The organism is Paenibacillus sp. FSL F4-0122 (genome assembly GCF_038002845.1).
Taxonomy (GTDB): Bacteria; Bacillota; Bacilli; order Paenibacillales; family Paenibacillaceae; genus Paenibacillus_AQ; species Paenibacillus_AQ odorifer.
Genome location: NZ_JBBODI010000001.1, coordinates 5,969,784 through 5,994,817, shown reverse-complemented (window position 1 = coordinate 5,994,817; position 25,034 = coordinate 5,969,784). Strand labels below are relative to the sequence as shown.

22 protein-coding genes are annotated in these 25,034 nt (G+C 40.1%); 20 read left to right on the top strand and 2 right to left on the bottom strand.

The annotated features are described in order from the left end of the window. Positions 1-10 precede the first annotated feature (10 nt). The 16 genes from MHH49_RS26160 (at position 11) to MHH49_RS26085 (ending at position 19,197) form a co-directional block, all read left to right on the top strand. Positions 11-1,210 (top strand): glucuronate isomerase, encoded by a 1,200-nt coding sequence (locus MHH49_RS26160; RefSeq protein ID WP_076099251.1) that lies wholly within the window; start codon positions 11-13, stop codon positions 1,208-1,210. A 16-nt stretch (positions 1,211-1,226) separates the two neighbouring features. Beyond that, positions 1,227-2,258 (top strand): glycoside hydrolase family protein, encoded by a 1,032-nt coding sequence (locus MHH49_RS26155; protein ID WP_341138645.1) that lies wholly within the window; start codon positions 1,227-1,229, stop codon positions 2,256-2,258. Positions 2,259-2,305: 47 nt separating this feature from the next. Beyond that, complete coding sequence (locus MHH49_RS26150) at positions 2,306-3,472, top strand: glycoside hydrolase family 88 protein (protein ID WP_051490995.1); 1,167 nt, start codon at positions 2,306-2,308, stop codon at positions 3,470-3,472. Then, positions 3,466-5,268 (top strand): alpha-L-fucosidase, encoded by a 1,803-nt coding sequence (locus tag MHH49_RS26145; protein WP_341138644.1) that lies wholly within the window; start codon positions 3,466-3,468, stop codon positions 5,266-5,268. The genes MHH49_RS26150 and MHH49_RS26145 overlap by 7 nt, the downstream gene beginning before the upstream one ends. Positions 5,269-5,507: 239 nt before the next feature. After that, a complete protein-coding gene (locus MHH49_RS26140; RefSeq protein WP_283160366.1) occupies positions 5,508-6,251 on the top strand; it encodes a metal ABC transporter ATP-binding protein in 744 nt (247 codons plus the stop codon). Beyond that, positions 6,244-7,086: a metal ABC transporter permease gene (locus MHH49_RS26135; protein WP_076099248.1), complete on the top strand. Its 843-nt coding sequence runs from the start codon at positions 6,244-6,246 to the stop codon at positions 7,084-7,086. The genes MHH49_RS26140 and MHH49_RS26135 overlap by 8 nt, the downstream gene beginning before the upstream one ends. Then, the gene (locus MHH49_RS26130) at positions 7,083-8,003 is read left to right on the top strand and encodes a metal ABC transporter substrate-binding protein (protein ID WP_341138643.1); all 921 of its coding nucleotides are present in this window, start codon (positions 7,083-7,085) and stop codon (positions 8,001-8,003) included. Before MHH49_RS26135 ends, MHH49_RS26130 begins: the two co-directional genes overlap by 4 nt. A gap of 213 nt (positions 8,004-8,216) precedes the next feature. Further along, entirely contained in the window at positions 8,217-9,107 is an 891-nt protein-coding gene (locus MHH49_RS26125) for a hypothetical protein (RefSeq protein WP_341138642.1), read from the top strand. Positions 9,108-9,329: 222 nt separating this feature from the next. Beyond that, positions 9,330-11,252 carry a BglG family transcription antiterminator gene (locus MHH49_RS26120; protein WP_341138641.1) on the top strand — a complete coding sequence of 641 codons (1,923 nt, stop codon included), beginning with the start codon at positions 9,330-9,332 and terminating at the stop codon, positions 11,250-11,252. A 126-nt stretch (positions 11,253-11,378) separates the two neighbouring features. Continuing rightward, positions 11,379-11,696: a PTS sugar transporter subunit IIB gene (locus MHH49_RS26115; protein WP_076105684.1), complete on the top strand. Its 318-nt coding sequence runs from the start codon at positions 11,379-11,381 to the stop codon at positions 11,694-11,696. A 41-nt stretch (positions 11,697-11,737) separates the two neighbouring features. After that, positions 11,738-12,061, top strand: a complete 324-nt coding sequence (locus MHH49_RS26110; protein ID WP_076105685.1) for a PTS lactose/cellobiose transporter subunit IIA — start codon at positions 11,738-11,740, stop codon at positions 12,059-12,061. 51 nt (positions 12,062-12,112) lie between these two features. After that, positions 12,113-13,426, top strand: a complete 1,314-nt coding sequence (gene celB / locus MHH49_RS26105; RefSeq protein WP_076105686.1) for a PTS cellobiose transporter subunit IIC — start codon at positions 12,113-12,115, stop codon at positions 13,424-13,426. A 41-nt stretch (positions 13,427-13,467) separates the two neighbouring features. Further along, positions 13,468-14,973, top strand: coding sequence for a glycoside hydrolase family 1 protein (locus tag MHH49_RS26100; protein WP_076105687.1), 1,506 nt, complete (start codon positions 13,468-13,470; stop codon positions 14,971-14,973). A 216-nt stretch (positions 14,974-15,189) separates the two neighbouring features. Then, positions 15,190-15,510: an ArsR/SmtB family transcription factor gene (locus MHH49_RS26095; protein ID WP_038571021.1), complete on the top strand. Its 321-nt coding sequence runs from the start codon at positions 15,190-15,192 to the stop codon at positions 15,508-15,510. 2 nt (positions 15,511-15,512) lie between these two features. After that, positions 15,513-15,929, top strand: a complete 417-nt coding sequence (locus MHH49_RS26090; protein ID WP_036677852.1) for an SRPBCC family protein — start codon at positions 15,513-15,515, stop codon at positions 15,927-15,929. A gap of 103 nt (positions 15,930-16,032) precedes the next feature. Beyond that, a complete protein-coding gene (locus MHH49_RS26085; protein ID WP_341138640.1) occupies positions 16,033-19,197 on the top strand; it encodes an ATP-binding cassette domain-containing protein in 3,165 nt (1,054 codons plus the stop codon). A gap of 68 nt (positions 19,198-19,265) precedes the next feature. On the opposite strand, the gene MHH49_RS26080 is transcribed toward MHH49_RS26085, so the two are convergent. Next, on the bottom strand, positions 19,266-19,661 hold the full coding sequence (locus MHH49_RS26080) for a cupin domain-containing protein (protein WP_036677849.1): 396 nt from the start codon (positions 19,659-19,661) through the stop codon (positions 19,266-19,268). Positions 19,662-19,895: 234 nt separating this feature from the next. On the opposite strand from MHH49_RS26080, the gene MHH49_RS26075 reads away from it, so the two are divergent. Further along, entirely contained in the window at positions 19,896-20,321 is a 426-nt protein-coding gene (locus tag MHH49_RS26075; RefSeq protein ID WP_076099242.1) for a MerR family transcriptional regulator, read from the top strand. Between the two features lie 59 nt (positions 20,322-20,380). On the opposite strand, the gene MHH49_RS26070 is transcribed toward MHH49_RS26075, so the two are convergent. After that, positions 20,381-20,782: a MerR family transcriptional regulator gene (locus tag MHH49_RS26070; protein WP_076099241.1), complete on the bottom strand. Its 402-nt coding sequence runs from the start codon at positions 20,780-20,782 to the stop codon at positions 20,381-20,383. Positions 20,783-20,904: 122 nt separating this feature from the next. On the opposite strand from MHH49_RS26070, the gene MHH49_RS26065 reads away from it, so the two are divergent. The 3 genes from MHH49_RS26065 (at position 20,905) to MHH49_RS26055 (ending at position 25,024) form a co-directional block, all read left to right on the top strand. Continuing rightward, on the top strand, positions 20,905-21,756 hold the full coding sequence (locus tag MHH49_RS26065) for an aldo/keto reductase (protein WP_076099240.1): 852 nt from the start codon (positions 20,905-20,907) through the stop codon (positions 21,754-21,756). 220 nt (positions 21,757-21,976) lie between these two features. Continuing rightward, positions 21,977-23,935: an RICIN domain-containing protein gene (locus MHH49_RS26060; protein ID WP_052097039.1), complete on the top strand. Its 1,959-nt coding sequence runs from the start codon at positions 21,977-21,979 to the stop codon at positions 23,933-23,935. Positions 23,936-24,037: 102 nt separating this feature from the next. Continuing rightward, positions 24,038-25,024 carry a VanZ family protein gene (locus tag MHH49_RS26055; protein ID WP_305953514.1) on the top strand — a complete coding sequence of 329 codons (987 nt, stop codon included), beginning with the start codon at positions 24,038-24,040 and terminating at the stop codon, positions 25,022-25,024. Positions 25,025-25,034: the final 10 nt, after the last annotated feature.

The following is a 25,034-nucleotide window of genomic DNA, read 5'->3' as shown; positions in this document are numbered from 1 at the left end:
AGGGAGAACGATGAGTCAAACTTCATTGTGTGATGAAATCATGCGTCTGCCTGTAATCGATACACATACCCATCTCGTCGGCGATAAGCTAAACGCGGCTGACTTCTGGGAAATAGCCGATTATTTCTGGTTGAACCAAGAGCTTCAGTCAGCAGGATATCCGGCGAATGCGGACCAACTTTCGAAAGAGAAACGGGCTGACTCTTTTGTTAGCGCCTACCACGCTTCCCGTAATACGATGATGAATCGTGCTTTTACAGCAATCATGAAAGATCTGTACGGTATCTCCATCACAGATTCAGAGTCGGTGTTCAAAGCGGATATAACGATTAAACAGCAAAGTCACGATCCCGGCTGGGCGCAGAACGTAGCTGACCGTCTGCATGTGCAGCGGTTTATTGTAAACCGTCCGGAGCATGCCAACTTTGCACACATGAGGGAAAATGCTCTACTGATTCCTCGAATTGACTCTTGGCTGCCTGAGCTGGCAAAGAATATTGCAGATTCCTATGATCCCAGCCGGGAGGCTGCTTATGCTCAAGCGAAAAAATTTATTAGCGAGCAGCTGCAGTCTTATCAGACTATGGGCTGTCCAGGAATCATGACTACGTTGCCAGCTTTTGAAGCCAAAGCTCATGATGTTTACAATCTTAGCAACGTAACTGGACCGGATGAAATCATGATGCTGCTCTTTCATCATATTTGTTCGGAACTGCAAGCAAGAGGAATGTTCTTGCAGTTGTTTCTCGGCGTCGAACGCAGATGGTGTAATACATCAGCTGCGCCAGTTAACGATTCGCTACGGATTGTTAAACTGTACGGTTTATTCGAACGGTATTCCATTCCGTTTGAGCTGGTGGTGGCTTCGGAATTAAATAACCTGGATGTTGTGCAGGCTGCATGGAATTTCCCTAACGTTCATGTAGGCGGGATGTGGTGGTATAACTTCAGACCCAGTACCTATTTGCAGAGCATGCAGTATCGGTTAGAGGCACTCGCCCCGCTCAAGTGTTCGCTCATTGTCTCGGATGCGCGCTGTATCGAATGGACATATGGCAAGCTGCTGATCGTTAAAAAAATACTTGCGCGCTTTTTGGAAAGTCAAATAGCGGAAGGCTGGATCAGCCGAGATGAGGCGCTGGATATTGCTGCGGAATGGCTGCATGGCAGTGCTGCTAAACGTTATAGACTAACGGATGTTAAGCAATAAGCCATGGAGGGAGAAAATGACTTTTTCATTAATGGACCGAATGTTGCCTGCTCCTTTGAACGGAGGATTCCGTATGGAGGACTGGTGGGTGTGGTGCGGCTCAGCTGTGCGTGGCGAGGATGGGCGTTTTCATTTATTCGCATCCCGTTGGCCGAAGTGGCTGCCGATGCATCCGGGATGGTTACTTCGCTCAGAAATTGTCCGCGCATCTGCCGATAACGCGGAAGGACCCTATACGTACGAAGAAACCGTACTACCCGCAAGGGGAGCGGAATACTGGGACGGACGAAGCACCCATAATCCGCATATCCTTCGTTATGGCGATAAGTTTCTGTTGTATTATATGGGATCAACTTATCCATTCGCTGAGCCGCAGCCTAATGAAACAGTGGAACTTGACGACTATCGGGTGATTGCCGCTCGTGCCAACAAACGTGTTGGCCTAGCTGTAGCCGACAGTGTATTCGGACCATGGACAAGGATGGACGCACCTATTCTGCCTACACGTCCGGGCAGGTTCGACAGCTTCCTCACATCCAATCCGGCTCCTTGTATCCGCGAAGATGGCTCCTTGCTATTGGTATATAAAGCCCGCAAATACGAAGGCAATTCCTATGGACAGATGACGCTTGGCATTGCCGGTTCATCTAAGGACGAAGGGCCATATAGAGTAATTAACAACGCACCGCTGTTTCCACCAGAGCGGTCTCATATTGAAGATCCATTTATCTGGCGGACGGCGGACGGGTACCAAATGATCGCCAAGGATATGGATGGCCGGATATGTGGAGAAAAGCACGGTGGGATATTTGCATCTTCTAAGAATGGAACCGACTGGCAACTGGCTGATTCAACGCAATCGTATTCCCGACGAGTTCTCTGGGAGGACGGCACTGAGCAGTGGATGGGCAGCTTTGAACGGCCGTTCCTATTATTTCAGGAAGGGGTTCCTACCCATTTATTCGCTGCGGTAGCAGATGGACCGGGAGGGTTCCGAAATGCGAAGCACACTTGGAATATGGTCATTCCACTAAGGACAACGCTTTAAGAGGTTGAATTTCATAAATATCATCAATGTTAACAGGAGGTACTAAAATGGGAGATGTAATACCAACTCAACAAAATCGCGAACTGGTAATTTCGGAGTCAACTCTGGAATGGGCGGATAGCGCATGGCAACAAATTATAAATAAAGTGGAAAAGACTAGTAAGCGAATTGGCGTTAGTTTTCCGCATGCTTCCGTGAGCGGAGTATACGATAACATGCGTCCATCGTGGTGGACAGCAGGGTTCTGGCCGGGTATTTTGTGGCAGATTGCCGCAGAGGGGAATTATCCGGCGCTGCAAGAAATCGCCGAGCAAATTGAAGAGAAACTGGATGAACCTCTTTATGCTCTTTCCGTTCATCATGATGCCGGTTTTATATGGACACTCTCAGCTTTGGCCAATTACCGCGTGACTGGTAATGAACGCTCCAAGCAGCGCGGGTTGATGGCTGCCGCTCAACTGGCCAGCCGCTTTAACCTGAAAGGGTCATTTATCAGAGCCTGGCATGACACGGAGAAGATAAACCGGGCGGGATGGTCCATCATTGATACTGTAATGAATCTGCCCTTATTATACTGGGCATCGGAAGTTACAGAGGATCCGCGTTTCCGGCATATCGCCGCTGCGCATGCGGAAACGGTAGTGGAGCATTTTTTACGTCCGGATGGATCAAGTTATCATATTCTGCAGTTCAACCCGGAATCAGGAGAAAAAATAGGCGCTATGTCCGGCCAAGGTTATGCGGAAGAATCCGCTTGGGCACGGGGCAGCGCATGGATGATTTACGGTCTTACTTTGTCTTATCACTATACCGGAGAGAACAAGTTTCTATCGGGAGCTAAAAGAGCTGCGCACTTCTTCTTGGCTAATCTTCCGGAGGATCATGTACCTCACTGGGATTTCAGGGCACCTGATGCAGGCGAAAAGCCGCGTGATACCTCTGCTGGTGCATGTGCGGCATGTGGCTTGATCGAGCTGGCAAAGATCGTACCACAGACGGAAGCCTCTTTTTACCTGCGAGCCGCAGAACAAATCGTTCGCTCACTTTATGAGAATTATGGGACTTGGGACATTCCGGAAGAGGAAGGATTGATTCTTTCTGGAACATCCAATCTCCCAGGGGGTGTGCACATTGATACGCCACTGATCTATGGCGATTATTTCTTTGTCGAGGCTGTATCTAAACTCCGCGGAACCGTTCTTCAGTTATGGTAAGAAACGGAAAAACAACAGAAAACCTTCTCGATGATCCGTATAGTATACAGTCCGTCGAAACTCCGATAGACAATGAACAGGCTCGGCGTATGGAATGGTGGCAGGAAGCCAGGCTCGGCTTGTTTATTCACTGGGGACCTTATGCCCTGCCTGCGGGTGAATGGAAGGGAAAAGAAATACAAGCTTCTTACAGTGAGCATATTATGCTACGCGCGAAGATCCCAGTTGCTGAATATGAGGAAATGGCCGCAGCGTTCAGTCCATCAGCTTTTGATGCAATGAAGTGGGTGCGGACTGCCAAGCGTGCTGGCCTAAAATATATCATCTTTACAGCTAAACATCACGACGGTTTCGCGATGTATGACTCGAGTGTATCCCAATATTCGATCAGTAAGCACACCTCATTGGGCCGTGACCCCCTTCGGGAACTAATGGAGGCATGTCGTGCGGAAGAAATGGTACTCGGAATTTACTACTCCCATGCGATGGATTGGCATGATCCAGACTCTCAAGGGAATACCTGGGATTATCCACTGAATATCGGCGCTTATGATGACGTTCAAACTTGGTTAAATGATACCGATAAGCACACCCGCTTTGAACGATATTTGCACAGCAAATCTATCCCTCAAGTCCGTGAGCTGCTGACGGACTACGGAAAAGTTGGTTTAATGTGGTTTGATTGCGGAGGCAAACTGACCCGTGAGCAAGGAGAAGAGTTTTTGGCGGCGGTTCATGCACTTCAGCCAGATTGTTTGGTCAATAGCAGAGTTTGGAAAGCTCCACTTGGAGATTATTCAAATACATCTGATAATCAACTTACGACTCGTAACCTTGGTAAGTACTGGGAGAATATTATTACGTTAAATGACTCATGGGGGTATAAGAGGTCCGATCACCAATGGAAATCCCCTGTAACTATCATCCGCCAGATCATCGATGTGGTTAGCAAAAATGGGAATCTGGTTATCAATATCGGTCCAACAGCAACAGGGGAATGGGATCCGGTATCCGAATCGATTTTGCTTGAAGTAGGAGATTGGTTAAAAACCAATGGGGATAGCATTTACGGTGCTGGAGAATCGCCCACAGCTAAACCGTCTTGGGGTAGATGCACTTTGAAAGGAAACACATTATATCTGCATGTTTTCGATCTTAAGAAGAGAAATAAGCTAATCGTTCCCGGTCTGAAGACCGCTGTTCAAAAGGTATTTGCTTTAGATGGAGGGGAGGAGCTGATTTTCACAAAGCTATCTGAGCAGGATCTGGAAGTCGAACTCCCCAGCTTACCGAACTTTGCCGAAAATTCTAACAACATGCCGCTGGTCATCGCAATTGTCTGTGCAGAACCTGTAGAAGGTAATCCAGTCCGATTATTGGACTTTGGAGAAGATACCTTACTAGAATTGGGGGTATTTGAAAGCGAGATCTTTGGTCCAACCCTCCGTTACGATACAGGAAAAAAAGACCATGATAATCTGTTGGACTGGAAGGATAGAGAGGATACCGCAGTTTGGCATGTCCGGACATTAGGTCCGGTAAGATTTCAAGTTAGTATCGCATATCGCATCGAAGAAGGAGAGAATGGCGGTGGCGGAGTCTACCTCATCAAGGCTGCGGATCAAATTTTGCAAGCTAAAGTTATTTCTACCGATGAGGTTAATAATTTTCAAAGCTTTCAAGTAGGTGAACTGTATCTCCCCACGGCAGGAGAATATACGATTCAATTGCAGGCAGAGCTTATTACAGGGGGTTATTTGATGCAGCCTAGATGTTTAAAACTACTGCAACTATGATATTTTTATATTGTAATAATGAAAAAGAACTCAAATCACTTGGGTTCTTTTTTTTGTTGATTTAAGGATTGTTGTTGACATATTGCCCTTGGGTAAATATATTGTATATAAGAATAAATGTTTACCGAGGGAAACAAATTGAACCAAAGGAATCATTGTTTCTATTAGGAAATAAATTAACCGGGTGAACAGAACAGTGCTACATATGAACTTAACAGAGATAAGGAGTTTTTTTTATGATTGAAATCAGAAACCTAAACGTAGATTATTTCGGTAATTCTGCACTAGAAAATGTAAATATTGATATTCCCTTTGGGTATGCAATCGGAATTATCGGACCAAATGGTGCCGGGAAATCTACATTTATCAAGTCTTTGTTAGAGGTGATAAAGAAGAGAACAGGATCAGTTATGGTGGAGGGAAAAGATATTTCTGAGTACAAACGGAAGATCGCATATGTGCCGCAAAAGAATGACATTGATCTTTCTTTTCCAATCACGGTAAGGGATACAGTGCTGACTGGAACTTACCCTAATTTGCGAATCTTCCAGCGTCCCGGAAAAACAGAGCGGCAAAGAGTCGAGGAATGTATGGCGATGGTGGATATAAGTGATCTTGCAAATAAACAAATCAGCAATCTGTCCGGGGGACAACTCCAAAGAGTTTTTATCGCCAGGGCACTTGCACAACAAGCAAATGTATTTTTTTTAGATGAACCTTTTGTAGGCATAGATTTAGTCAGTGAGAAAATCATTGTAAAGCTGCTAAAACAACTTCGCGAAGAAGGGAAAACCATACTCATCGTTCATCATGATTTGCATGAGGTCGAAGAATATTTTGACAAAGTCATCATTCTCAATAAGAAATTAATTGCTTTTGGTGACGTTAAAGACACCTTTACGCCAGAGAATATCCTCAGCGCCTATGGTGCCTCCTTAGGTAATCTGGTGATCAAAGGGATGGGGGCGACAGATCATGATTGATTATTTCTCAGGGGTATTAAACATTCCAATATATGCACTTAACGCGGGATTATCTGCTATCATTCTTGGAATTGTATCAGGGGTTTTAGGAAGCTTTATTGTGCTCAGAAAGATGTCATTAATGGGAGATGCGTTATCACATGCGGTGTTACCCGGGGTGGCGTTATCTTATATCTTAGGAATCAACATCCTTCTTGGAGCTTCACTGTTTGGACTATTAGCAGCAGTTCTCATTCAATTTATAACAAGTCGCAGCAATATTAAAAGTGACACTTCTATTGGCATTATTCTTAGCTCATTTTTTGCGCTAGGCATTGTCCTAATTACTTTCGCCAAAAGCGGGCTTGATCTAACTCACATTCTATTTGGTAATATTCTGGCCGTCCCACAGTCGGAGTTAATGCAATCCTTTATTATTATGCTTGTTGTTATTGCCATCATTTCATTGCTGTATAAAGAGCTTTTAATGAGTTCATTTGATCCGGTTGTTTCCAAAGCCTATGGGTTAAAAACAGGGTTCTATCATTATTTATTGATGATGCTCCTATCTGTAGTTACCGTATCTTCGTTATCTCAAGTAGGAATTGTGCTTGTGATTGCAATGCTGGTTATTCCGGCTGCTACATCCTATCTCTGGACGAATAAGCTGTTCCACATGATTATCCTAGCTTCTACAATCGGCGCTGTATCCGGGATTATAGGTGTAATTGTAAGCTTTAAATTCAATTTACCTACAAGTGCCACGATTGTTCTGGTCGGCGTAAGCATGTTCGGAATTTCATTTATAATCTCACCAAAAAATAATTTTTTCAGGAAAGGGTTGAAACAAGGATGAAGACCATAAAAATACTCTCTTTGACAATGTTTATCGTACTTCTTACCGCATGCTCAAAGGTTAGTGTAGGAGATGCAGACCATGATAAGCTGCAGATTGTTGCAACATACTCCATTATCGCTGATATGACCGAAAACATTGTAGGGGAGAAAGCTGAAGTTTACAGTATGGTACCCATCGGAACAGATCCGCATATGTACGATCCATTACCCAAGGATACAAGTAAGGTTTCTAGCGCAGATTTAGTGTTTTATAACGGTTTGAACCTAGAAACAGGTAAGGGGTGGTTTCAAGATCTTCTAGATGTGACTAATAAAAAGGATGTTGCTTTTGCAGTCTCAGATGAAGTATCTCCAATGTACCTAACAGAAAAAGGAAAAGAAACTCAGGTTGATCCTCATGCCTGGCTGGATATTCAGAATTCAATAAAATATGTAGATATTATCACTAAACGTGTAATCGAAAAAGATCCCGACAACAAAGAATTTTATCTTAATAATCAATCGGAATATGTTAAGAAACTGAATGAATTGGATCAATATGCAAAAGAAGCAGTCGAAAAAATTCCACAAGAGAAACGTATCCTTGTTACCAGCGAAGGAGCATTCAAATATTTTTCTAAAGCTTACGGATTTGAATCGGCTTTTATCTGGGAGATCAATACGGATAGTCAAGGAACGCCAGAGCAAATGAAAAATATAATTAAGATCATTGATGAAAATCAAGTGCCTGCATTATTTCTGGAAACTAGCGTAAATCCAAAAACAATGGAAACCATCGCAAATGAAACGGGAGTACCGATACACTCTAAGATTTTCACCGATTCTTTAGCTAAGAAAGGCGAAGAGGGCGACACATACATTAAGATGATCAAATGGAATATTGATAAAGTTATAGAAGGTTTATCTCAATCCTAAATGCCTGGCTCCAAGCTTATATCAACCGACAGAAGGTTCAGTTTACAGCTGATTCCTATGTCGGTTTTTTATTGAATAGAATCTACATTCGAGCCTCGAAATATTACGTTTATGCCTTGGGATAACCTGCTACAGGAAATATCTTCTTGTCTACTTTTCAAAAAAATCTTGGTAAGGTAGAGGCTAACACTTAATAAGAGGTGAAGAGTTGTCATGATTAAGAAACACTGTTTGTTCTGTGATGAGATTGTTTCCATTGAACCAGAAGGCGATAACGATAGATATATAGGCTGTTCTTGTTCACCAGGCGGGTTTTATAGTCTACGTAGAGACAGCTACGAACCCATTAATTCACTCCCGCATCAAAACAAACGCGACATGCTGCATGTAGTATCGGCTTACATACGTGAGCTGACTGATTGTGATGAAAAGATCACTATATCTGCTGATGATTTAGAGTCCATTGTAAATTCACCCAAAATACCTGTGAGCATTGAAGATAAAGGAAACCGTCTACTGCAATATTTATATAGACATTCTGAAGGCCCGGGGGAAGCGGTTGTCATTCAACCCCTCTCAAGCAGCTATAACTTGACGTATTCTCCCAATCTGCAAGAGCTGGTATACATCATAGACAAGTTGATAAGTGATCAGCTTTTGATCAGGGAAGGCATGACCTTTAAGCTTACTGAAACCGGCTGGAATGAAGCTGCGGAAAGCGCTGGAGGTAAGAAACTAAAACCTTGCCTCGTGCTCGTGTCGGATGAAGAGAATTTGTCTACAACATGGCTGGAGAAGTTATTGCCCAAAATAGAGCAGTGTGGTTTTCTTCCGCGCTTATTAACACATACGAAAACTCAGAACGGTGAAAAATACGAGTTGGATCAAATCGCAGAAAGCAAACTGATTATCGCAGATTTAACGGGGCAATCCCCAGAGGTGTATTTTTCGGCGGGATATGCACTTGGTTTAAACATACCCGTATTATGGACCGTAAACAGTATTGAGGCGGATAAACTTTTTGTACAGCTTAAGGATATTCGTCCTATTGTGTGGGATTCAGCAGAAGAACTAGCAATTATACTGCAGCAGAAGTTGAGTTAACCCGCATATTTCTTGCCCATAACTTGTCAAACGAAGCTGAAATTCAAACAGGTGTCTTCTTAAATGAGGACGCCTGTTTCGTTTGGTACTGTAAGAACACTATCAAATTTTCTTAGGAAGTGATATTGTAACCGATATAAAAAAATGAGCAAATGTATGTAAATGTATGCTTCAGTTAATATTAGCTCATATTCATACTCTGGATAAGAAAGAGGGATAGAATTGTTTTCAAAACGGCAAAAAGAAATACTTTTATACTTAATTAATTCTAATCAACCTGTCACAGCTGCATGGATTTCTAAAGAACTGAATGTTAGCGATCGAACGATCCGTAATGATTTAAAGGAACTACAAAATATATCTTCCGTATTAGGCCTGAAAATAGAATTGATTCGTGGGAAAGGCTTCGCAGCAAAAATTACTGATATAAATCTATTTCATCAGGAATTTGGTGATTTAACAAGTGATAAGATCAGTTATACTACGATTGACTTTTCTGAACAAGACAATAGGGTCTTTTATTTGTTGAACCGTTTTTTGTTGAAAAATAACTATATCAAATTAGCGACGATTGAAGATGAGATGTTTGTTTCTAAATCCACAATACAAAATGATTTAAAAGAAGTGCGTAAAATACTAGAAAATTACAACCTGAGTATAGTAAACCGCCCCCATTACGGCTTGTATATAGAGGGGGATGAATTTATGAAACGAATATGTTTGTCCAATTATTTATACAAAAGAGAAGAAGAACTCGATCCAACTCACGTGAGCTCTAGTTTATTTGATAAAGATACATACAAAAAAGTAAAGGAAATAATCGTTGATAAAGTAAACAACTACAAAATCGAAATATCTGATATTTCTTTAGATAACCTTGCCATCCATTTAATTATAGCTTGCAAGAGAATTGAAGAGGGCTTTCTAATTGATAATCCTTCAGTACATCTAAAAGAAGATTATCCTTTTGAAAAAATAGTGAGCCAAGAAATTGTTAAAGAAATAGAAGACTTTACCGGACTAGAGTTTCCTGATTCGGAGATCAACTATGTTATTATCCATTTGGTGGGTACGAAGTTGCTTCCAAAAGAAAGTTTGTCAGAGTACAGTAAGCTGGATGAAGTGGGAACCATTGTAAGATGTATACTGAATAGATTAAAAAACGAATCTAATTGGGATTTTAATGGTGACGTTGAATTTATTCAAGCTCTGACCCTTCATATCAGGCCTGCGATGAACAGAATCAGGTATAAAATGAATATTCGAAATCCTTTGTTAAAAGAAATTAAAATAAATTTTCCGGCGGCTTTTGAAGGAGCTCTTATAGCCAGCAAGTGTATTAACAACTTTTTAGATTTAGAAGTTGGGGAACATGAGGTGGCTTTTATTGCTTTACACATTGGTGCTGCTTTAGAAAGAATGAAAAGTAAAAATAAAAAGGTCAAAAGAGTTATTCTTGTATGTGCCTCAGGTGTCGGAAGTGCAAAATTACTCTATTACCGTTTAATCAATCTATTCGAAAACAAGATTCATATTGTAAATACAATTAGCTATTATAAATTAGCAGAAACCGATCTATCCTCTATTGATTTAGTCATCAGTACAATCCCTATCAAGGAAAATATAGGAATACCTGTTCATGTAGTAAAAACCTTTCTAGACGATACGGATCTGGATCAGATCAGGAATCTCTTATCTTCTTCAGAACAGCCGGGAGAAGCTCATATTTATCTTGATCCGTTCCGGATATTTGTGAAAAAAGAATTAACAACAAAGGAAAGTGTTATTCATTTTTTAAGTAGTGAGCTGATTAAGCAAGGTCTTGTTCCCGACCATTATGAATCTTTAGTATTAGAAAGGGAGGAACTGGCTCCAACAAGCTTTGGTAATCTGGTGGCCATTCCTCATCCAACTACTCCCGTAACGAAAGAAACCTTTTGGACGTTATGTACGTTAAAGCGGCCTATTCGTTGGAATGATAAGCAGATGGTGCAGTTAATATGTCTGTTAAATATAAAAGAAGGAAATAGTGGCGATCTAGATAGCATGTATAAGAAACTTGGTTCGCTTATTGAAGATAAAGAGATCGTTGAGCAAATTCTTGTTAAAGATTCTGCGGAAGAAATCTTAGAGTTACTGAAATGAATCTGCGTTTTTACACTGCAAACGTTTCCTATTGTTTTTGGAAAAAGGTTCGCTTAAAAAGAAAGCTGTTTAGCGATAAACTGAGGTTGTTAGTAAATACAACAGTATTTAAGGGGGAGAACAATAATGAATACAATTATGTTAGCGTGTAATGCAGGGATGAGTACAAGTTTATTAGTAACTAAAATGCAAAAGACCGCTGAGGAAAAAGGAATACAAGCTAATATTTTCGCGAAACCAGTTACTGAAATTGAACTTACGTTACAAGAAAAAAACGTAGACGTCATCCTATTAGGTCCTCAAGTGAAATTTATGAAAAAACAATTAGAAGCTAAACTGGTCGGTAAAAATATTCCGATTGAAGCGATTGATATGCTGCATTACGGTATGATGAACGGCGAAAAAGTACTAGAACAAGCATTAAAGATAATTGAGAGCAAATAAGCAATTAAGCAAATAGAGAGAGACGAAGGGAGCGGTAAGTAATGGTAGATGAAGTGAAAGAGGAATACTATACTGTAGCATTTAACATCATAAGCAACGTTGGCGCAGCTAAAAGCTCAGTAATGGAGGCGCTTTATGCAGCAAAAGAGGGAGACTTTAAAGGAGCGGAAGAGAAGTTAGAAGAATCAAAGCAATTTTTTAGAGAAGGCCATAAAATGCATAAATCATTAATCAAAAGAGAAGCAAATGGAGAACAACTTCAATTCTCACTGATTCTTGTTCATGCTGAAGATCAACTAATGAGTGTAGAAACCATTTCTCTGCTTGTTACAGAAATGATTGAACTATATAAGCGTGCGAAATAAATAAATTAACGCTGCAAAATACCCCTTTCAAGAAAGGAAAGTGTAGCACATATGAAAATAACGGACTTCTTAGAAGAAAAGGTAATGCCTGTTGCGGGGAAAATAGCTGCACAAAGGCACTTATCTGCACTCCGTGATGCGATGGTCTTGACTATCCCATTTATAATTATTGGTTCAGTATTCTTAATACTAGCTTATCTGCCCATTCCAGCCTATTTAGATTATTTAACTGCTCATCCAGGTATCAAAACTGCCTTGTTGTATCCCTACGGTGGCACATTTAACCTAATTGCTTTAATTGCTACTATTGGCGTGGCATACCGATTAGCAGAGAGTTATAAAGTCGATCCGCTATCGTCTGGGATAGTAGCCTTATGTTCGTTCTTTATTATCACACCTAATTCAACCTTTACGGTAGATAATGTGACTACCACAGCGGTGAATGTTGTTTATTTCACTAGCCAAGGATTGTTCGTAGGATTGATCATTGCCGTTTTGACAACAGAAATATTCCGCAAGATTGTCCAAAAGGATATTGTTATCAAAATGCCGGACGGAGTTCCGCCAACAGTTGCGAGATCTTTTACAGCCCTAATTCCGGGGTTTGTAGCAGTCATGAGCGTTGTCGCGATTCGTTTGCTCGTTGAGAACTTCACCTCTTTTGAGAGCGTTCACAAAATTGTGGCACAACTTCTTCAAGAACCTTTAACTGCTGTTGGGACAAGCTTAGTAGGAACTATTATTGTTTTCTTACTTGCCAATTTATTGTGGGCTGTAGGTCTGCACGGTTCTTCTATTATCGGCAGCACCATTATGTTGCCCGTCTGGCTTCAGCTGTCAGCAGCCAATGCCTCTGCACTCTCTGCAGGCATGCCTCTTGAGAATATCGCTACTGCAGAATTCAAATTCTTTATCTGGATAGGTGGCGCAGGTACCACGCTAAGTCTAGTTGTTTTAATGTTCCTGTTCTCCAAAAGTAAGCAGATGAAGCAAATAGGACGAATAGGTATTGGACCAAGCTTATTCAACATTAATGAACCCGTTCTATTCGGACTACCGATTGTATTGAATCCGATTATGTTAGTTCCGTTTCTCATCACTCCAATCGTTACTGTTCTGCTCGCATATCTATCCATGTCTTTAGGAATCGTGGCCAAACCAATCGGAGCATTGCCACCTCCAACAACGCCGATATTTATTTCAGGATATTTAGTAACGCAAAGTATCTCGGGAATTGTCTTGCAGCTGGTTAATTTCGTGGTAGCGATTCTTATCTACTTCCCGTTCTTCAAAGTTTTAGATAACCAGAAATATAAAGAAGAACAGGATAGCCGTAGTAATGAAACTGAAAGCGTTTTAGCGTAGTAGCAAAAAATTAGATTGAGTAAAAAGAAGGAGGTAACAGCATGGGATTTCCACAGGGATTTTTATGGGGTGGTGCAACTGCAGCTAATCAATATGAAGGTGGTTACAATGAAGGAGGTCGAGGATTAGCCGTTTCTGATCTGATGACTGATGGCACAAAAGATTCTCCGCGCAAAATATTTTATCAATTTCCCGATGGCCGCGAAGGAGTAATTGGACAAGGTGCCTGCATACCAATTGGAGCTAAAGGTATTTTAAAAGAAGGATATTATTACCCAAGTCATAATGCGACGGATTTCTACCATCATTACAAAGAAGATATTGCTTTATTTGCGGAGATGGGATTTAAAGTTTATCGATTATCCATTTCTTGGACGCGAATTTTTCCAAATGGTGATGATGAAATAGCTAATGAAAAGGGACTGGAGTTTTATGACAATGTTATAGATGAATTGCTGAAATACGGCATTGAACCTCTGGTAACATTATTGCATTTTGATATGCCTCTTAATCTGGCTGATAAGTATGGGGGCTGGACCAACCGTAAGCTAATTGATTTCTATTTAAGATTCGCCGAAACTATATTTGTGCGTTGGAAAAACAAAGTGAAATATTGGGTCACTATTAATGAAGTAAATGTGCTTGGCGGCTATTGGACTTTGGGGTTAGCTTCAAATAATATCAAGGAAGGAACCCATTCTAATCAAGGCGAAACTCCCCTCGCTGATGCAGGTGACAAATTACAATCTATCCATCATCTTATGGTTGCTTCGGCTTTAGCTAATAAACTGGCACGAACGATTAATCCTGACTTTAAAATGGGAGCTATGTTGGCATTATCAGGGATCTATCCAGCAACATGTCATCCAGATGATGTTTTTGGGGCCTATGAATTCAGAAGAAAAGCGTTAATTTTCTCAGATGTAATTTTACGAGGCTATTATCCAAATTATGCACAAGCCATTTTTGATGAATATAATTTCGAGTTAAAAACAGAGTTTGGTGATGAAGAGATCCTAAGGCAGTATACTTCCGATTTTCTAGCGTTTTCTTATTACCGTACAACTGTATTTGATCGTTTTTCACCTAACACAACAACAACTGGTGGACAACAAGGTTCGCCTAACCCGTATCTTAAAGCAACACCGTGGGGTTGGCCAATCGATGCAAAAGGTCTGCGTTTTGTATTAAATGAGCTATATGATCGCTATCAAAAACCTCTGTTTATTGTTGAAAATGGAATGGGCAACATAGATAAGGTTGAAGAAGATGGTAGTATCAATGATGATGAACGTATCGACTACTTAAAAAATCATATCAAAGAAATAAAAAACGCTATCGAAATTGATCATGTGGATCTGATAGGTTACACACCTTGGGGCTGCATAGACATTGTTTCTGCTGGAACGGGTGAAATGAAAAAGCGTTATGGCTTTATTCACGTCGATCTGGATGATAAAGGAAACGGGTCGTTTAAACGTTCGAAGAAAAAATCATTTTATTGGTATAAAAATGTTATCGCTACTAATGGAGAACAATTAGATTAATTATTAAATCGTAAAACGAAATGATTCATCTGGAGGCATTATCAGGAGCAGTCCTAAGCGGAACTTGCTTTTGGTAATGCTTTTTTTATTGGATTGTTGACATGTGACCATTTGGTGTCTTATAATCAATTAGACACCGAATGGTGTCCTATTAGGTAATAATGATGGATACTAGGTGACATTACAGGAAATATTACGGAAAAGGTGGGGGTGGTTGTGAGCGACAATAGTCAAGTGAGGGATGTTTATGACGCTGTTGCGGATCCAACAAGACGAAAACTTCTTCAAATTCTGGCTGATGTTGATGAATTACCTCTGTATGAGATAACGATTCATTTTGAAATGGGTCGTACAGCCGTTTCGAAGCATTTAAATATACTTAAAGATGCTGGTCTCGTAATTGCTCGAAAGGTTGGCAGAGAGACGAGGTATCGGTTGAATGCCAATCCTTTGAAAGAAATTCAAGATTGGGTATCTTTTTATGAAGGATTCTGGAAGCAAAGAATTGATAAATTAAAACTTATATTGGAGGAATAACTATGAAACCAGATGTATCATTAGATTTTCAATTTACAAGTTCGATCGAGAAGGTATGGAATGCTTTAACGGATTCGGATACGCTTGCGAAATGGATCTGGAGTAATGATTTTAAACCCGTCGTTGGTCATAAATTTCAATTCCGTGCTGAGCCAAATGAATGGTGGGATGGAATTGTAGATAGCGAAGTACTCGTCGTGGATGAGCCTCATACGTTATCCTATACTTGGAATAGTGCGGGAGAAAGTACTACTGTTACTTGGACTGTGAGTCAAGATTCAGAGGGGAAGGTTAATCTCCATCTAGATCAATCAGGATTTAGTGAAGAGACGAAAGCCCGCCAAGGAGCCATCGAAGGTGCTAAATATGCCTGGACAAATATGGGTGGTCAGCTCGAAAAGGTATTAGCAGAATTGTAATTTCAAGAATAGGGCGCTTTTCTGGAACAGGGAAAGTGCCCTTTTTAATGGAATAAATCATGGCAATACTAGATGAAGAGAATGGAGATGAGATGAGCTTACTATGAAAATAAATCAATTAATTGCGAACAATATTAACAGATTAGAAACGGTACTGCCAGTGGATGAGTCGTTAGGAATTGCTGGTTTGTCTGGATCTGGTAAAACAACTTTTTGTCAAATGATTGGGGAAGAATCAAAAAAACGTCTCGTTTCCTTATTGCCAAAAGCTGAATACCAGTATTTATTCCCCAATATTATGGAGACTAATTTCAGTGCGATCAAAATGGAAGCAATGCCCCTTGTTCTTTTTCTTGGTAGGTCATCCATATCTTCAAATCCTCGGTCAACCATTGGCACACATACAGGTGTGTTTACTGAAATTCGTGTCACTCTTGCTGAAAAATATAATCTCTCTCCAGAGGTTTTTTCATTTAATAATGAATTAGGTTGGTGTCCTGATTGTAAGGGGCGTGGAACTACAAAAAATATCGAGTGTAAAAAGTGTCAAGGAAAACGCTACAATCAAGCAGCTGAACAATATAAAATTGAATTATTGGATCAAGCACAGAGTATTTCCGATCTAAACGACTTTAGCATCGAAACCATTTTTAAACTAGCAGAAAAGCTTAAGATAAGTGAGGGTAATCAACAAATCCTGAAAAATATAATCAATATGAATATTGGTTATTTAACATTAAATCGTATTATGGGTACATTGTCAGGCGGAGAATTAACACGACTTTACTTGGCAGAATTTATGGCAACAAGTGAAAATACCGTGATTATCATTGATGAAATCTCCGTGGGTCTCGATCACCAAACCCTTTTGAAGATTTTAGCGGAGATTAAACAATTGGGATATAAAAATCAAATTTGGCTCATTGACCATTCTGACACGGTGCTGGACACAGCGGATAAACACTTGTTCTTTGGACCTGGCAGTGGCAAATATGGCGGGAAAATTGTTGAGGAATCACCACGTCCTGAGCCCATCAATAGAGAACTAAATCAGGCAGCACCTGCAGAATATTATCAATTTCATGATCTTTATTGTCGTAATATTCAAATGGCCGAGATTCAGATTCCCCAAAATAGGTTGGTAACTTTTACAGGTGAGTCCGGATGTGGTAAATCTACGCTGGTTAATGAATGTATGGTCAAAGATTTTCTAAAGCGTTATTCCAAAGATAAGCTGGTGATCGTAGGGCAAGATCGAAATCAGTCGATTACCAGTCGCTCGACCGTTGCCACTTTTCTTGATATTAAAAGGAAACTGACAAAATACAGTGAGGATATTGATGATATTTTTGAGCGCTCGATTGAAGATATTATTGTTGAACTGCCAAATGAGGACATTGCTCATAAAAGACTAAGCTTATTGATCAAGCTTGGACTTGGTTATTTGACGTTGGAGCGAAAAACACAGTCCTTATCCACGGGTGAATTTCAATGTGTCCATTTAGTTTCTGAGCTGTTTGCGGGCTCAAGAAATCCACATACACTTTTTATTTTTGACGAGCCTTCCAAAGGTTTATCACAAAATATTTTAAATCAATTCATTGACAGCATTAGGGACATTTTGCAGGATGAATCTGTCTCCATAATCATGATTGAACATAATTCTTATATGTTAGATAACTCTGATTTTATCGTTGATTTTGGCAAAAGACAGCTTGCACCTGTGGAGCATCTTGATGTTCTCAGTCATGATGATTATTATCGTCAACAAAACAGTGCAGATAGCGTGGCGCCTGCGCACATTTCTTCAACACTCCAGCAACAAAATGGAATTGCCTATTTAAAAGAAGATCAGATCGCCTATTTTAAAAATGCAGAGAACATCTATAAAGGTGGCATATTAAAAAGCTTATCCTCCATGGCCCGCCTGATTTATGGTGAATATGAATCGGATACGATTGCACCTGTCATCGCCATTGATCTGGAACGACACTTGTATAGTCAGTTTACTTTCCTTTATGAAATGGGTGGCTTGATCAACCATATTGTGGCAGCGCATCCCACTAATAAGGATACAAAAAGCTTTGATTTCTATCAATCAGACAATCATTGTCCAAGCTGTAAGGGCCGCCGTGTGATTGAAGAATTTGATTTTGATATTGTACTTCAGGACAAGAACGTCCCCTTTTGGGACGGCTCATTACATCCAGATGCGATGGAGATTCTGAAATTCTATCAATTACCAAAAATAAAATTCATCTTTGATGAGTTAAAGAATGAGCTCGGACAAGATATTAGCAAAAGTTATAATGAGATGACAGAAGCTGAAAAACACACCTTTTTATACGGGTATTGGGAAAAGTCTTTCTATGATAAAGCAGCTAAAGCCTCGAGAACTTGGGAAGGCTTTAATACCATTATCGGGAACTATATGGTCATTTCGAAATCAATTATTAAAGAGCATATTAAAGCGTCCAAAAAAATGATTACTTGTCCAATCTGTCAAGGAACGGTGTTAAATCATCATAAAAAGCTTAAATTCGGCGACACTGATATTCGCGAGATTATTGGGATGCCCCTTGATCAAGTCATTAGCACCGTTGGTGAATTACAGGTACTAGAAAAAATGAAAGCCATCGTGGGCGGAGATATGGTTTTGACAGAAGAGGTCTCTCTATTACCCAGGGAATCACAAGTCGCTCTAAAAATGCTTGAACTAGAGTTAGGAAGTTTTGCGCAATATGAAATGGTGTTACAAAATGCCTTGCCATTCTGGGACAGCATTAGCAGCAGTATCGAATCCATCAGCAGGAAAAACCGGATTACGATCTGTGATTTTGCCAATATCCACGAAACAAGAGAAAATATCATAGATAAGTATTTCACTAATGGAAAATATAAAAAGCTGACTTATGTCTATGAAGCGTTTGGTTACAAAAAAATCGTCACCTTAATTAATAAGATTAAAGCAAGCCATCCATGTCCATTCTGTAAAGGGAAAAAAGTTATTTCGGAAGATGGACTTCATGATGGCGTATATAAATTAACGATTCCTTGTGTAAGTTGTTATGCGAGTGGCATCAATGATGAAGGGCGTAAGGAAGTCGTTGAAGGTATAGATGTGCAAACTTGGCTAACGGGTAAAATAAGTGACGTTGTTTCTAAAAGCTTAAACATTGAGGCTGTAGCTGATATTCCAATTTTCAATCGTATTCGTGAGTTGAATAAACAAGAGATGATGGCAGTTTACCAATTTCTTGAGCAATAGAGTTTAGTTTTCTCAAAAAGACGATATAGAAAAGTAACGCATCGAGTCCATAGACCCGATGCGTTTTTTTACAATTGATTATAAAGCTTACCATCAACAGGTTCTAACCATTCTGTTTCTCCGGGTGAAATGGCTAAGTGGACAAACCAGCTGTCTTTTGTAGCACCATGCCAATGTTTTACGTTCGCTGGAATATTCACAACATCCCCGGTTTGGAGGAATTGAGCTGGTTTGCCTTCTTCTTGATACCAACCCTCACCACCGGTAACTAATAATACTTGTCCGATTTTATGGGAGTGCCAGTTATTGCGAGCTCCCGGGGCAAAGGTTACGTTCCCAATAGGCGCATTCAAAGGTGTCGCGTCAGTATAAATCATCTGCAAGTATGCATCACCTATAAAATTAGCTTCAACCTTTTGTCCGAGTGGAAAGATAGTACTGTTGCTTAGTTGCTCATTAGCCATAATAAAAACCCTCTTTCGTTTAATTTTTATAAATTTCTTTGGCAATATTAAATGCCGACCAAGCTTTAGGCCACCCTACATAAAACGAAATTAACTGCTTCAAAATGAAGTATAGACCTTAAAGTACACTTTAAGGCAAGCCATAAAAATGGATTCATACTCCGACATTTGGTTTTTTATTAGTTTAAGTATATCCTTTGGATAGAAACAAAATTAGAAATGGAGGTGGGGATCATGCCTTATTCCATTGGAGAATTTGCAGAAATCGTCGGTGTTAACAAGAGCACGCTCAGATATTACGAAATGGAAGGATTACTTACTCCACATCGAAGTGACAATAATTTACGCGAATATACAGATCAGGATATAGGTTGGGTTCAATTTTTACTTCATTTAAAAGATTCAGGAATGACGATGGCAGAATTGAAGCAATATACCGAGTGGCGGGCTATGGGGGACGAGACAATTCCTGAACGGAAAAATTTACTTGAACAGCGTAAGCAACAAGTGGAACAAGAAATTAAGGCATTGCAACAAAACTTAGATATACTGAACCGTAAAATTGTATTTTATAATGATCAACTAACGGGGAATAAATACGAATTCGTCCTTTATCACAATGAAAAGATATCACATCAAGAAGAAAAAGTAGATTCCTAACAAGTTAAGAGGCAGATGAACAACCTTTGATAATCAAAGGTTGTTCATCTGCCTCTTGTTCATGATTTTGTCCATTTAGCTGGATTCGTGTCATCCGGGATTACCTGATTGATAATATCTAGATAATGATCAGCTTTGTCTTCCATATATTTGACTTTAAGTTTGGCCTCTTCCAACTGAGCTGCAGCAGCAGCTTTATACTCCATTATGATTTGATAACGTTCGTGGATGGTAGAATCGCCTAGTAAACACAAGTCTACATAGCTTTTAATATCTTCTACTGACATTCCGCATTGTTTGAGATATTTTACACCTGTTAGCCAATTAATGGAGTCATCATCAAAAAGACGAATGTTATTTTTATCCCGTTGTATTGTTGGAACTAAACCCTTATCCGTATAATAACGGATGGTATGTTCAGTCAAACCCAGTAGCTTGGCGACTTCCTTCACAGTATACATTGTAATTCCTCCTTAAAAAGAATGCGAAAAAAACTCAGTGTCGCTTGACTTCGTGTTACTCGAACCTGTTAGGCTAATTATTGTAATCTTAATCACAGAACATGTAAATAGGAGGATTTCATATGCAAACAGTAACTCTGAACAATGGTGTAGAGATGCCTATCCTTGGTTTTGGTGTCTATCAAATGAATGATGCTAGCGAATGCGAACAAAGCGTTTATGAAGCTATTATGGCAGGCTATCGCCTGATTGATACTGCAGCAGCTTACCAAAATGAAGAAGCCGTCGGTAGAGCCATCAAACGCAGTGGTGTACCAAGAGAAGAAATATTTATTACTACTAAACTTTGGATTCAGGATGCCGGTTATGAGCGTACTAAGAAAGCTTTTGCCAAATCGCTCGATCGATTACAAGTGGATTATTTAGATTTATATTTAATTCATCAGCCATTTGGTGATGTATATGGTTCCTGGCGTGCTATGGAGGAATTGTACCGTGAGGGTAAGATCAAGGCGATTGGAGTCAGCAATTTTCAAATGGATCGTCTAATTGATTTGATTAGCCACAATGAAATTACACCTGCAATCAACCAGATTGAAACACATCCTTTTCAGCAGCAAATCGAAAGTGCGAATTATATGAAAGAGAAGAATGTGCAGATCGAGTCATGGGGACCTTTTGCGGAAGGACGAAACAACCTTTTCAATAATGAAGTATTAGTTTCTATCGCTGAAAAATATCAGAAATCCGTTGCTCAGGTAGTTTTACGTTGGTTAACTCAAAGAGGCGTGATTGCTATTCCAAAGTCTACGCATAAAGAACGGATCATCGAAAACTTTAATATTTTTGACTTCGAATTAAACCAAGAAGATTTAGAGACAATAGCTACATTAGATACGAAACAGAGTGTTTTCTTCTCGCATAATGATCCCCAAATCGTAGAAGGACTCGCCAAACATAAATTTGACATTTAACATTTGTATAGCACATCCAAGGGGTGCCTTTAAAAGCCATAAAAAGGCTAAGGGGCACCCTTATTTTATAAAACCCGAAATTTAATTGAGGAGATGATAATCTACTTGAGTAATCATATTGCATGATCCGGTCGAGATATTACATTCTCATTTATCCGTTTATTAATTATATTGAAGCTGTATTCGTTTAAAAAATCCCAGAGTAAAGGAGAAATTACTTTTGAGAAGAGAACTGAGGAAGGTTTTGTCTTTTTTGTTGGTTTTAGTGACAGTGGTTGGCACAGGGATTAGCTTTGATGGTAATATTGTAAACGCTTTCGGACCTAATGTCTTATATGTACCACCAGCAGATTCACCATCCTATGGGGCTTTATCACCTAGGGCAATCCAGCTTAAATATAGTGGCATCAACAATAATAAAATGTATGCTACATTTGAACAAACCTCTAATACCACACCTGTTTTCCCTATTTATGAAAGCGTTGACAATGGTGTCACTTGGAATCAGGTTGGAGAAGTGGAGGATACTCAAAACGGTTGGGGAATGTTAAATTGCCCTGAATTGTTTGAACTCCCCCAATCTTTAGGTAACATGCCTGCGGGTACTATGCTTCTTGCAGGAAATTCTGTGCCAAGCAACAAAGCAGCTACCAAGTTGGAATTATATAAAAGCAATGATTTAGGTAGAACATGGACATATGTAAGCACCATTGCTGAAGGTGGACGAAACGATATTGGTTACGATCCCATTTGGGAGCCTTTCTTTTTGGTTCACAACAACAAACTCATTGTTTATTATTCAGATGAACGTGATCCAGCCCATGCCCAGAAGTTAGTTCATCAGACTACGTTGGAGGGCACGAACTGGGGACCTGTGGTAGTTGATGTGGCATTTGCAGACAGTAAATTACGTCCAGGAATGCCTACAATCGCTAAGCTGGGCAATGGTAATTACGCAATGACCTATGAGATGGTCGGATACCCGGGCGTGCCCAATTATTTGAAAATTTCAGCAGATCCTGAGAGCTGGAATCCAACTGAAGTAGGAACTCTTGTAGGGTACGGAGGAAGTCCCTATATATCTGCTTTGGGAGATGGGAGACTCGTATTAAACGTTGCAGGAAAAAAAGAAGTGCTGATCAACTCTTCTAGAGTGGATGCATCCGGCAGCTGGGTTCCATATAATCCACCCGTAGACGCAGGGTATAACCGCCAACTACTGCCGCTTAGCAATGGCCGCTTATTTATCCCACAAGCCGGATTTTTTAGTGGGAAAAACACGGTGAAATACGGTGATATGTCCGTAGGTTACTACAAATTAATTAATGTGAAGAGTGGGAAGGCTTTAGGTGTATTGGAAGGCGGAACTGCGAATGGCAATCCGCTCGTGCAATGGAGCAGTGGGACTAATTCCTTGGATCAATATTGGCTCATTTCCACTGCGGAAAGTGGTTATGCTCCTAACGGTTACAAATCCATTGTGAATGCAAAGAGTGGTAAGGTCGCCGGAATATTAGAAGGATCAACAACAGAAGGAGCCAAAGCCGTATTATGGACTGAAAACAATTCCGATGACCAGCAGTGGACTTTACAAGCCTCTGGTAACTACTACAAGATTGTTAACCGTAACAGTGGTCAGACGTTAGGTATAGCGCAGGGTTCTACTGAAGAGGGTGCCCAAGTTATACAGCAGGCTGATGCAGGCAGCACTGATCAGCTGTGGGAGTTGGTTCCAGATGAAGGACATATTATGGTGGACAGTTATCGATTGGTTAATGAGAACAGTGGTAAAGTGTTGGGTATCTATCAGGGTTCGATGGCAGATGGAGGGAAGGCGGTTCAGTGGACCAGCGGAATTTCATCATATGACCAAAATTGGTTTGTAGTCAGCACAGCTGATGGTTATACGAAACTGGTCAATACTAATAGTCGTAAAAACCTGGGCATTTTAGGAGGTTCATTAGCTAACGGTGCTCAAAGTGTTCAATGGAATGATAACGGATCGAATGACCAGCAGTGGACTTTGGAGTCCTCAGGTGAGTTTTACAATATTATTAATCGTAACAGTGGAAAAGTTCTGGCAGTAGATCAGGGTTCAACGACAGAGGGTGGAAATATTATTCAAGCAAATAATACAGGTTCTGCTAGCCAGCACTGGAAACTAGTCACGAATAGATAAAATATCATGTATCAAAAAGTCATCGGCCTTAAACTAAGGGTGATGGCTTTTTTATCGAAATAAGCCTTGAATGACTAAATCGTCACCTTCAGTGTCACTGGAATGTCACCTTGGAGAGATATACTATTTCCATCGACATATGGAGGGAATTGTGAAGTTATTATGGGAGTGAAATTACGGAAGATCCTTATTATAGGAACTATTTTGTATACACTGTTGATCTTATATTTTTTGTTTTTTGCTTTCAATAGAGTAGAGCATGCAACAAGCCAGTATGAATACACGTTTATGTTGATTCCTGAAAGTGTTCCGCTTCTTTTTCCTGATCTCTTTGACCTATCCTTTTCTTGGGTTTATGACTTTGGGAACATCGCTGCTTTTATTCCTTTTGGCGTATTATTCCCTTTGCTGTATCGTACACATTTTAAGAAGTTTATTTGTTTGTTTATCTTAACAATTTTTGGGCTGGAAACTCTTCAAGCTTTAACTTTTTTAGGTTCCTTTGATGTAGCCGATGTCATCTCCAATACGTTAGGGGCAATGATCGGATTTTGTGCATATAAGATTGGATTTTCCCCGGAAATCACCAGGAGATCGCTTTTTACTTCGACATTATCTGTTGTTGTGCTATTGGTTGGAATCATGGGAATCTCTGAGATCATTGATTTAACTCTGAAGAAAAGTGAAAGACCTGTGCAGGGATTACAAACGTTGGAAAAGCTTACGGGAAGCATGCCTATCACGCATAATCTTCCCAGTTTCACTATCGCTGGTGAAAATATAATACCAAAAATGAATTTATACAGCAGTGAAGGTGAAGAAATTAAAAAATACACCTATACTTTGGGTGATAAAAAAGAGGTATCGTTATATTTCAGCTTTGGATTCCCGGAAAATGAAAATTCTAGCAGTGAACTAATGATTATAGCTGATGGCAACGTGATCCTTCAATCCAGTGAACAATATAGTTCCCAAGCTGAACTCAACAATACGGCATTAGTTACCGTAAAAGAAATAACCTTTATCCTTAAAGGGAATGTGAAGATATGGGATGTAGGATTTAGTGAAATGAAGCATTGGTGGGAATGAGGAACTAACC

What these genes read in the sequence shown, in the direction of transcription:
- MHH49_RS26135 (WP_076099248.1), top strand. Translation starts at nt 6,244, where the DNA reads ATGATTGATTATTTCTCAGGGGTATTAAACATTCCAATATATGCACTT.
- MHH49_RS26115 (WP_076105684.1), top strand. Translation starts at nt 11,379, where the DNA reads ATGAATACAATTATGTTAGCGTGTAATGCAGGGATGAGTACAAGTTTA.
- MHH49_RS26090 (WP_036677852.1), top strand. Translation starts at nt 15,513, where the DNA reads ATGAAACCAGATGTATCATTAGATTTTCAATTTACAAGTTCGATCGAG.
- MHH49_RS26065 (WP_076099240.1), top strand. Translation starts at nt 20,905, where the DNA reads ATGCAAACAGTAACTCTGAACAATGGTGTAGAGATGCCTATCCTTGGT.
- MHH49_RS26110 (WP_076105685.1), top strand. Translation starts at nt 11,738, where the DNA reads ATGGTAGATGAAGTGAAAGAGGAATACTATACTGTAGCATTTAACATC.
- MHH49_RS26125 (WP_341138642.1), top strand. Translation starts at nt 8,217, where the DNA reads ATGATTAAGAAACACTGTTTGTTCTGTGATGAGATTGTTTCCATTGAA.
- MHH49_RS26100 (WP_076105687.1), top strand. Translation starts at nt 13,468, where the DNA reads ATGGGATTTCCACAGGGATTTTTATGGGGTGGTGCAACTGCAGCTAAT.
- MHH49_RS26155 (WP_341138645.1), top strand. Translation starts at nt 1,227, where the DNA reads ATGACTTTTTCATTAATGGACCGAATGTTGCCTGCTCCTTTGAACGGA.
- MHH49_RS26055 (WP_305953514.1), top strand. Translation starts at nt 24,038, where the DNA reads ATGTCACCTTGGAGAGATATACTATTTCCATCGACATATGGAGGGAAT.
- MHH49_RS26080 (WP_036677849.1), bottom strand. Translation starts at nt 19,661, where the DNA reads ATGGCTAATGAGCAACTAAGCAACAGTACTATCTTTCCACTCGGACAA.
- MHH49_RS26150 (WP_051490995.1), top strand. Translation starts at nt 2,306, where the DNA reads ATGGGAGATGTAATACCAACTCAACAAAATCGCGAACTGGTAATTTCG.
- MHH49_RS26075 (WP_076099242.1), top strand. Translation starts at nt 19,896, where the DNA reads ATGCCTTATTCCATTGGAGAATTTGCAGAAATCGTCGGTGTTAACAAG.
- MHH49_RS26085 (WP_341138640.1), top strand. Translation starts at nt 16,033, where the DNA reads ATGAAAATAAATCAATTAATTGCGAACAATATTAACAGATTAGAAACG.
- celB (WP_076105686.1), top strand. Translation starts at nt 12,113, where the DNA reads ATGAAAATAACGGACTTCTTAGAAGAAAAGGTAATGCCTGTTGCGGGG.
- MHH49_RS26130 (WP_341138643.1), top strand. Translation starts at nt 7,083, where the DNA reads ATGAAGACCATAAAAATACTCTCTTTGACAATGTTTATCGTACTTCTT.
- MHH49_RS26145 (WP_341138644.1), top strand. Translation starts at nt 3,466, where the DNA reads ATGGTAAGAAACGGAAAAACAACAGAAAACCTTCTCGATGATCCGTAT.
- MHH49_RS26070 (WP_076099241.1), bottom strand. Translation starts at nt 20,782, where the DNA reads ATGTATACTGTGAAGGAAGTCGCCAAGCTACTGGGTTTGACTGAACAT.
- MHH49_RS26160 (WP_076099251.1), top strand. Translation starts at nt 11, where the DNA reads ATGAGTCAAACTTCATTGTGTGATGAAATCATGCGTCTGCCTGTAATC.